General features: G+C 63.6%; 9 protein-coding genes. 7 read left to right on the top strand and 2 right to left on the bottom strand.

Annotated elements, in window-relative coordinates; translation table 11 throughout:
- Positions 1 to 86 precede the first annotated feature (86 nt).
- The gene (locus L3V18_RS11215) at positions 87 to 1,115 is read right to left on the bottom strand and encodes a sensor histidine kinase (RefSeq protein WP_237054891.1); all 1,029 of its coding nucleotides are present in this window, start codon (positions 1,113 to 1,115) and stop codon (positions 87 to 89) included.
- Positions 1,116 to 1,290: 175 nt separating this feature from the next.
- On the opposite strand from L3V18_RS11215, the gene L3V18_RS11210 reads away from it, so the two are divergent.
- The 7 genes from L3V18_RS11210 to L3V18_RS11180 all read left to right on the top strand — a co-directional run bounded on the left by L3V18_RS11210 (position 1,291) and on the right by L3V18_RS11180 (position 9,007).
- Positions 1,291 to 1,842, top strand: coding sequence for a GspH/FimT family pseudopilin (locus L3V18_RS11210; protein ID WP_237054889.1), 552 nt, complete (start codon positions 1,291 to 1,293; stop codon positions 1,840 to 1,842).
- Positions 1,843 to 1,844: 2 nt separating this feature from the next.
- Positions 1,845 to 2,348, top strand: a complete 504-nt coding sequence (pilV, locus tag L3V18_RS11205; RefSeq protein ID WP_237054900.1) for a type IV pilus modification protein PilV — start codon at positions 1,845 to 1,847, stop codon at positions 2,346 to 2,348.
- 8 nt (positions 2,349 to 2,356) lie between these two features.
- Complete coding sequence (locus L3V18_RS11200; RefSeq protein WP_237054887.1) at positions 2,357 to 3,358, top strand: PilW family protein; 1,002 nt, start codon at positions 2,357 to 2,359, stop codon at positions 3,356 to 3,358.
- Entirely contained in the window at positions 3,355 to 3,891 is a 537-nt protein-coding gene (locus tag L3V18_RS11195) for a pilus assembly PilX family protein (RefSeq protein WP_425493513.1), read from the top strand. The genes L3V18_RS11200 and L3V18_RS11195 overlap by 4 nt, the downstream gene beginning before the upstream one ends.
- Positions 3,892 to 3,902: 11 nt before the next feature.
- Positions 3,903 to 7,205, top strand: a complete 3,303-nt coding sequence (locus L3V18_RS11190; RefSeq protein ID WP_237054886.1) for a pilus assembly protein — start codon at positions 3,903 to 3,905, stop codon at positions 7,203 to 7,205.
- Positions 7,205 to 7,678 carry a type IV pilin protein gene (locus L3V18_RS11185; protein ID WP_343226329.1) on the top strand — a complete coding sequence of 158 codons (474 nt, stop codon included), beginning with the start codon at positions 7,205 to 7,207 and terminating at the stop codon, positions 7,676 to 7,678. The genes L3V18_RS11190 and L3V18_RS11185 overlap by 1 nt, the downstream gene beginning before the upstream one ends.
- A gap of 459 nt (positions 7,679 to 8,137) precedes the next feature.
- Positions 8,138 to 9,007, top strand: a complete 870-nt coding sequence (locus L3V18_RS11180; protein WP_237054884.1) for a hypothetical protein — start codon at positions 8,138 to 8,140, stop codon at positions 9,005 to 9,007.
- Positions 9,008 to 9,245: 238 nt separating this feature from the next.
- On the opposite strand, the gene L3V18_RS11175 is transcribed toward L3V18_RS11180, so the two are convergent.
- Positions 9,246 to 9,372: integrase core domain-containing protein (locus L3V18_RS11175; RefSeq protein ID WP_237054893.1), on the bottom strand; the 127-nt coding region annotated here is incomplete at its 5' end.

The raw sequence follows: 9,372 nt of genomic DNA, 5'->3' as shown, positions 1-9,372 counted from the left end.
ACCCCCCGCCCGGTTACGGGGTGTTGGCCTGCGCGCTGGGGGCCGGCACGGGGGGGGGGCGGTAACCGGCCGCCCGCCGCCGACGTTCACGTGCCGCCCACCGGCAACCGGATCGTCGCCACGTAGAGTCCGCCTTCGCGCTGCGTGGTGACGCTGCCTCGCCCTCCGGTCAACGCCTCGACCCTTTCCTGCGCGGCATTCAGGCCGACGCGATGGCCGGGATTGCCGGGCGCATCGATGCCGGGCAGCGGATTGGTGATGCGGACGATGACCCGCTCCGGCGAGGTGGTCACCGCGATCTCGATCTCGCCGCCCTTCGGCAGCCGCTCGATGCCGTGCCGGATCGCGTTCTCGACCAGCGGCTGGATCGTCAGTGCCGGTACGGTGACGTCCGGAAGCGCCTTCGGCAGCTTCCAGACCACCCGCAGCCTGTCGCGGAAGCGCAGCGCCTCGATCTCCAGGTAGCGCCGTGCCAGCCCGAGCTCGTCCTCCAGCGCGATCTGCTGCGGCCCCGCCAGCGCCGCCCGGAACAGGTCGGACAGATCGAGCAGCAGATGCTCGACCGCTTCCGGCCGCTGGTGCACCAGCGCCGCTCCGGTGTTCAAGGTGTTGAACAGGAAATGCGGACGGATCCGCGCCTGCAGCGCTTCCAATTCGGCCTGCTTGGCGCGGATCGCCATCTGCCGCGTGCGCCAGTGGTTCTGGAATGCGGCGAGGCCAAGCAGGGTGACTGCGAGCACGATTCCGGTGAAGCGCAGGGTCAGTCCCCACCAGCCATCCTCGTCGAGGGGCCAGTCCGGGCCCAGCCCCAGCCGCGCCGCTCCGGACACCAGCCAGGTGTTGACCAGCAGCAACCCGGTTGCGATCCAGGCCAGTTGCAGCGGCGGACGTGTCGCCAGCCTGCCGCGCAACAGATACAGGGCCAGCAGCGTGAGCAGCGATATCCACTGGATCAGCAGGGACGCCAGGCCGAAATAGACCCAGCGGTTGGCGCTGATGCCCGGCGCCAGCGCCAGCACGCTGGCCAGGCACTCGCCGGCCAGCAGCACGGAGATGAGCACGGGCGGTTGCCACAGGGCGTCCAGGGGCTGCAGTGCGGGTGCGGTGTGCGACATGGGCCAGAGTGGGTCCAGATTGCCGGATGGGCGCCGGTGCGGCCGCTTGAACCGCTGTGCAGTCCGCCTGTCGGCATAAGGTGGCAATGCTTCCCGGCCCCCCTTACGTTACCGGAACGGAACCGTGCTAGGGGAAAGTCAGGTGCCTGCGAGACGTATCGAACCGGTCAGGACGATGTCCCGGTCGGGCGGTTTTACCCTCATCGAACTGCTGGTCGCCGTCGCGCTGCTGGCGATCGTCATCGGCCTGGCGGTGCCCAGCTTCATCGGAATCATCAACGGCAATCGCCTCGCCAGCGGCGTCAACGAAATGGTGGCGGCCGTGCAGACGGCGCGGATGGAAGCGGTTCGCCAGAACCGGCGGGTCGCGGTCTGCCGCAGCGCCGACAACGCGACCTGCTCGGCGGGCGCGCAGTGGCAGAGCTGGATCACGATCATCGACTCCAGCGGCAATGGCGCCTTCGGGGCCGGCGATACCGTGTTGCGTGTCAGCAATGCCGAGGCGCCGGTGCAGGTGACCGTCGGCAACACCATCAGCGCCAACAACAACTCGATCGTCTTCAGGCCCGATGGCCTGGCCTACGACGCCAACAACGCGTTGCTGGTGGGGGCGGTCACCGTCTGCATTCCCACCGACAAGCCGGCGATGAACCGGCGCATCCTGAACGTCGCGGCCGGCAGCCGCGTTTCCACATCACAGGCAAATGGCGCGGGAGCATGTCCGTGACGATGGTCGCCCATAACGTGAAGCATGTCGGCGCCGTGCGCCGTCGGAGAGTCGCTCCTGCCCGCGGTGCCGTCCGCGGCGCCGGACTGGTCGAGGTCCTGGTCGCGGTCCTGGTGATGGCGATCGGCCTGCTGGGCATCGCGGCCATGCAGGCGACGGCGCTGCGCAACAGCCAGAGTTCCGCCGAGCAGAGCATGGCGGTCGTTTATACCTACTCGATCATGGACGCGATGCGCGCGAACCGCGACGTCGCGGTCGCGGGCGGCTACACCGTTGGCATGACCTGTGCGCCGCCGGCCGCGGGAACGCTCGCGCAGACCGATCTGAACCAGTGGATCACGGCGATGCAGCAACCGCGCTCGCTCGGACCGAGCGCGTGCGGCCAGATCGAGATGGTGAATGCAGCCCAGCAGCTCGTGCGGATCACGGTGCGCTGGGACGACCGCAGGGCCGAGCGGCAGGCGGCGGCCACGCCCAAGAGCATCAGCACGACGACACGGCTATGAAGCGAATCATGGGAAATCGAACCTCGTTCTCCGGCCGCCGCGCGGCGAGCGGTATCGGCCTCATCGAACTGATGGTGGCGCTGGTGCTGGGCCTGCTCATCACCGGAGCGGCGATCAGCGTTTTCGTGTCCAACCGGCAGACCTACCGGGCGACGGAGAATCTCGGGCGCGTGCAGGAGAGCTCGCGGGTGGCGTTCGAGCTGATGGCGCGGGACGTGCGCGAAGCGGCGGGCTTCCCCTGCGCGCGCAATCTGCCGCTCGCGAATGTCCTGGAGAATCCCACGGCCAGCTGGTTCACCAACTGGGGCGACGGTGTATTCGGCGTGGACGGCGCGTTTGCGTTGGACAACCCCGCCAACCGTGTCGCCAATACCGATGCGATCGAGCTCAAGTCCGGCGAATCCAATGGCGTGACCGTGACCGATCACGTACCGGCTTCGGCGCAGTTCAAGGTCAATACCGTCAATCACGACCTGAACGACGGTGACATCGTCATGGTCTGCGACTATCGCCAGGCGGCGATTGTCCAGGTGACCAATGCGCAGCCGGGCACCAACGAGACCGTCGTCCACAACCCGAGCGGTGCCAGCACGTCTCCGGGAAACTGCACCAAGGGCTTGGGCGTACCGGTTAGTTGCACTGCGAACGGGACGCCATACACCTACGGTCCCAACTCCACGATCGTGAAGCTCAAGTCGGCGCGCTGGTACATCGGCACCAACCCCAACGGCAACCGCGCGCTGTACCGCCAGGTAATGCGACGTAGTGGTGTCGCTGCGGTGTCCGTCTCCGAGGAAGTGACCGAAGGCGTGAGCAACATGCAGATCACCTACCTGCTGCCAGGCGGTGCGAGCTATGTGGCGGCAGGCGGAGTCGGCGCACGCTGGAACGAAGTGCTGGCCGCGCGGATCGAACTGACCCTGGACAGCCCGGAAGCGGTCGGAGTCGATGGGAACGTTCTGCAGCGGACGCTCGTCCATACCGTGACGCTGAGGAATCGAAACTCATGATGCGGCGCATACCCAAATCCCACCCGCGCAACCAGCAAGGCGCGGTCCTGGTCGTCGTACTGGTGCTCTTGCTGGTGATGACCCTGCTCGGGCTTGCCAGCCTGCGCGGCACGGTGATGGAGGAACGGATGACCGCCAACCTGCGCGACCGCGGGCTCGGCTTCCAGTCTGCCGAAGCCGCGTTGCGCGAGGCCGAGGCGCTGGTGCTGGCCAATGGTCACGCGGGCTTCCCGGCGATCGGCTCGGGCGGTTGCAGCGGCGCGTTATGCGACACGCCCGATGCGACCCAGCCCGAACGCTGGCTCAATGCGGCGGGCGGCTACTGGACCAATGCGGCGACTTCGGTCGGCGCCCTTGCGATCGCGCCGCAATACTTCGTCGAATACATGGGTGAGGCGCCCAGCTGGCCCAAGTGCGACAGCGAGATTCCCGTACACCCGCTCTGCCTGAAACCGCGCTACCGGGTGACCGCACGCAGCACGGCGGCCGACCGCGCCACCGTGATCCTGCAATCCAACTTCGCCGGACCCTGATGGAGGCCGACGTGAAAACTCCTCGTCTACAAAAGAGCGCGCCGCGCCTGCTCCAGGCGGCAACCGTCGCCTTCCTCGCCACGCTGATGGGGCTGCCGGTGCAGGCGGCCTTGACCATACCGCCGGTGCCGCCGCGCGCGGGCAACGGCGTGCCACCCAATATCCTGTTCATCCTCGATGACTCGGGCTCGATGTCGTTCGAGACGATGAACAGCGCCACCGTGCCGTCCGTGAGTTCGCCCAACATCACGAGCCGCACCTATGTGTCCAACACCATCTACTACAATCCAGCGATCGAGTACCGGACCTGGATGACAGCCGATGGCACGCGGCGCACCGGGGGCACCAGTTACTCCGCCGTCTATCCGAGCTTCAACTACGCTACCGGCAACACCATTGATCTCCTCAACAGCAGTGATTGCCGGAATGAGGATCGTAATGGGGCCTCCACCCAGGTCTGCGGCGGGCTTCAGTATTTCCATGTGCCGAAGAATCCGGCCAGTACTTCCACCAGCTATCTGTCGAATGGCGCGAATTACTGGCGCTATTACATTCTGGGCTACGACTATGGCGCCAATGCCGGGCGGGTGCTGCGATGCGAGTATGTGTCGGGCAACTGGACCAACTGTGCCTGGGCGACTCCTACCGGGCGTACCGAAGCCCAGGAGCGTGCGAACTACGCAACGTGGTTCTCCTATCACCGCACCCGGATCAAGGCGGCCAAGGCGGGGTCTAGCGAAGCCTTCCATTCTCTGGACGGCGACAAGTACCGCGTCGGTTTCACGACGATCTGGGGACCCACGGGCAACGGGCCGGACAACCCTGAGTTCCTGATTCCGGTCAATACCGACAACGGCCTGTTCCGGGGCAGCAACCGTACCACCTGGTTCAGCTATCTCCACGGCGCTCGCGGATACAACGGAACCCCATTGCTGCCCGCATTGGATCGTGCGGGCGGCTACTACACCAGTGCGTCAGATGACGGCCCTGGCGGCGGCCTGAAGAACAGCAACGGGCAGCAGTTCGCCTGCCGGCAGAACTTCGCCATCCTGACCACCGACGGTTTCTGGAACAACGGCACCTCCAACAAGGGCGATGCCGACAGTACTGCGGGTCTTACCATCAGTGGTCCGAGCAACGCCGACTACACCTACACGCCATCGCGGCCCTATATGGACAACCGCGGGACCACGCTGGCCGACGTGGCGATGCATTACTGGAAGACGGACCTTCGTACCGATCTCGACAACATCGTCCCGCTGTCGCCGGGCAATCCGGCGTTCTGGCAGCACATGGTGACCTTCGGCATCTCGATCGGCCTGCAGGGGACCCTGAATCCGGATACGGCGGTGAGTGCACCGGGCGACAACAACGATCTGACCGATGGAGGACTGTCCTGGCCGGATCCGCTCGATGCCGAGGACAATCATCGTATCGACGACCTGTTCCATGCGGCGGTCAACAGCCGCGGCAAGTTCGTCGCTGCGAGCGATCCGACCGCATTTGCGAAAGGGCTGCAGGACGCGTTGGCGGCGATTGCCAATACCACCAGCTCGAGTTCGAGCGTATCCGCGAACAGCACCTCGCTGAACAATGGCAGCACGTTGTTCCAGGCCAGCTACATCGGTGGCCAATGGACAGGCGAGCTGAGGGGACTGACGGTCACCACATCGGGTATCGACGAGACGACGCCTAAGTGGGAGGCATCCAAGAAGCTGCCGGCATTCGCCAGCCGGAAGATACTCACGTTCGATTCGTCGACTTCCACAGGTGCGACGTTCCCGACCGCAATGCAGACTACGGCCCTCAGCACGGCCGTGGCGCCGGCGGCCGCGAACGGTGCTCTGGTCGCGAACTACCTGAAGGGCGATACTTCGCTCGAATCCCGCAACGGCGGGACGTTCCGCGACCGGGTCGGTCTGCTCGGTGACATCATCCACAGTTCGCCGTACTACGTGAAGGACAGCGACACGGTCTTCATCGGTGCCAACGACGGCATGCTGCATGCCTTCGACGCGAGTTCGGGGGTCGAGAGGTTCGCCTACGTGCCGCGCGGCGTCGCGATGACCAATCTCAAGACGCTTTCGGATCCTGGATACGTGCATAAGTATTTCGTTGACGGACCGGTGATCGTTTCGGACAAGACCCAGACTCCGTCCAAGAACATTCTCGTCGGAACGATGGGACGGGGCGGTCGCGGAATCTTCGCGCTCGACGTGACTACGCCCGCGAGCTTCGGCACCACCGACGTCGAATGGGATCTGGATGCGGTGCCTGAGATGGGTCATGTCACCGGCACGCCCTTCATCGCCAAGCTCAACAATGGCAAGACCGGCGTGGTGATAGGGAATGGCCTCAACAGTCCGAACGACAAGGCGTTCCTGATCGTCATCGATATCAGCAACGGTGCGGTGCTGGCCACGATTCCGACGAACAGCGCGACCAGCAACGGGCTTTCCTCGCCGAAGGGGTGGGACGAGGACGGTGACGGCGATGTCGACTATGTCTATGCGGGCGACCTGCAGGGCAATCTGTGGAAGTTCGATCTCAGCGACAGCAACGCCAGCAAGTGGGCGTCGGCATACAAGTCCGGCAGCACCCCGGTGCCGATGTTCACTGCCCTGGATGCGAGTGGCAATCGGCAGCCGATCACCGGCGGCGTGACCATCGCCATCGACCCGGCAACCTTCAAGCGCTGGGTGTTCTTCGGCACCGGCCGCTATATCACCAGTACCGATCCGCAAGACAAGTCGGTGCAAACGATGTACGGCCTGATCGATGGCGGCGCGGTCATCGCTTCGCGTACCGACCTCGTGAAACGGACGACGGTTGCGGTCACGACGATCGCCGGCCGTACGGTGCGCGGTTTCGAGCCTGTCAACACGACGATGCCGCTGGACAAGAAGGGCTGGTACGTCGACTTCACGCCACCGGCGCCCGGCACAGCACAGGGTGAACGGATGATCGGCAATCCGGCCGTGGCGGCGCAGGTGCTGTTGTTCTCCAGCATCATTCCCAGTGACGATCCCTGCGTCCCGGGCGGCAGCGGTTTCATCAACGCGATCAATCCGTTTACCGGCGCCAGCGTCGCTCAGCACTTCTTCGATGTTGATGGCGATGGTCAGTACACCGACGACACCGTCGGCGGGGTGCCGGTCGGTTCAGTCGATCTCGGCGTGGGCATGAATACCGACAGCGTGCTGCTCGACAAGATCCTGGGCGCAGGTGGCTCGAAGGGCAACACAGGTTCGGTCGGTGTCAACAACCCGGTCGCACCCGGCCGGATCTCGTGGCGTGAGATACTCAGGAACTGATGAACATGGAAATCAGGGGAATGATCGTGGACCACAGCCGGATGCATCCGGGCCGCACGCACCGCCGCGTGCGGGGCTTCACTCTGGTCGAGCTGATGATCACCGTCGCGATCGTGGCGATCCTGGCCGGCATCGCCATCGCCAGCTACGACTGGGCCGTGATCAAGAGCCGTCGCTCGACCGCCGCCGGTTGCCTGATGGAGCAGGCCCAGTTCATGGAGCGCTACTACACGACGAACATGACCTACCTCACCGCGGCGGGCGGAGCTCCCGCGTTGCCGGGCTGCGACGATGAGATCGAGAATTTCTATGCTTTCGAGTTCGTGCCTGGCTCGGTCAACGCCAATGGCTACACCATCCGCGCCGTTCCGGGGACCAACCAGAACGACGAGAAGTGCGGGACCCTGACGCTGAACGCGCAGGGCGTCAAGGGCGAGTCCGGCAGCGCCGCCACGGCCGACGATTGCTGGTAGGCCGGAGCCGGCAACGATCGCACAGCAAAAAGCCCGCTCGAAGCGGGCTTTTTGCTGTCCTGAACTTGGCGCTCGAAGTTGGACTCGAACCAACGACCCCCCTGATTAACAGTTCCGTCTCTGAACCTTGTAAATCAGTGAGTTGTGGGCGTTATTTCCCCCGGCCCACGTCCGTGAAACGCCCGTCGCTGCAGCACAGGCAGAGCAATTTTCCCGGCAGAAAGACCACGCATCGCCAAGGTGGAAGAATGGCGTTGATCCATTCACATCATCACGAACACATCAGGACTCTAGAGGATCACCTCTTGCGTCCTCCGGGGAGGATGTCGCGCGGAAATTGAAGGCAGGCGAATGTTGGGATAGTCTTGCTTTGCCTATTTTGGCCGGCTGATTGTCGGTTCCGGCTGTCAGTGAGGCCGCAGGTTGGGGAAGATCAACCAAACAAATGGAGCTTGACAGATGCATAAAGTAACTGGAGCTGTCTTCCTGGGTGCGACGCTTCTACTTGCTGCAGCCCCCCGGCCGGCGATGGCAGACGCGGTATTCGTCTGCAACAACTGCACTTCCCAAGGTCATTTCGCTACCGCGCGCTCTGGGCCCGTTGGCTATACGTATGTCGTGGACCAGGCGAACGCGAAGCTGACCCTGTGGGACGTCATCTACGACAACGAGCTGGGTAGGAACTTCCCCGAGCCGAAGCAGGTTGACTCCGTCACCTACGAGCGCTTTCTCTACATGCTTGACGCGAAGATGACCGCTCAGGCGTCCGGCGCATCCAACGTGGTCGTGAACATCAGCCCGGATGGCTACAACGGCACCCTCTTTGCCAACAATCCTTTCGGGGGCTTCTCCGGGTCGAACGCTTATGAAGTTGCCGGCTCGGTAACCGTTCGCAATCAGCTGGGGACGAACCTGGCTCAGTCGATGACTGCGACTGGTACCTCCAATCAGACGCTCACCGATCTGGGGGTAACGCTTAACTCCGTGATCATGGGCATGGGGTTCCCGTCAGGGTTCAAGATCATCATTACGTGGAAGGACGGGTCGAAGACCACCTTCACAATCGATTCGTCCACGGCCAACAAGGCCGAGTATGTCCCAGGGGAAAGCTCCGACGCCCAGGGAAACCCGATACCTGATTCCTCCGCAACGAATCAGGACGGGGCGATGAACTACGTGGGTAGCTACTATTTCGACAGTAACGGCTCCCTTGCTGACTGGGTCAGAGCCGCAGCGGATTACGGGATTCCGGTCAACGGTTCCGCATCTGGGAGCCGCAGGATGAGCTGCTCGTGGGATGGAAGGGCACTCGTCTGTCACTACGAGTGACGAGGAGAGCAAAGAAGGCCGACATGTTCGGCCTTCTTTTTCTCAGCAAATCAGCCAAAGGGTAGGAGAGCAGCTATGAGCCTCTGGCATCTTTCGATTTTGATAGCACTGATCGGACTAGTCCTCCTCATCGTTTTGCTGGTGCGGCGTCCTAAGTGACGCTGAGACGCTTTACTGCCTCCCTGTGGGGACCGGACGGACTAAGTGGGGGCAGATCACTCGCACAGCACAGGTAGGCCTAGCTGTGTAAACCCAGTACGTTGTTCAGTGGCAGTCGGCTGATCGGAGGCTTGTAGCCCAAGCTGGCGTGAGGGCGATGCCAGTTGTAGTGGTGCAACCAGTGGGGAAGCACCTGGCGGCGCTGC

This window comes from Marilutibacter chinensis, assembly GCF_021725675.1.
Classification (GTDB): Bacteria; Pseudomonadota; Gammaproteobacteria; order Xanthomonadales; family Xanthomonadaceae; genus Marilutibacter; species Marilutibacter chinensis.
Note: the sequence above shows the minus strand (reverse complement) of the source record. Positions and strands in the feature narration are given on the sequence as shown.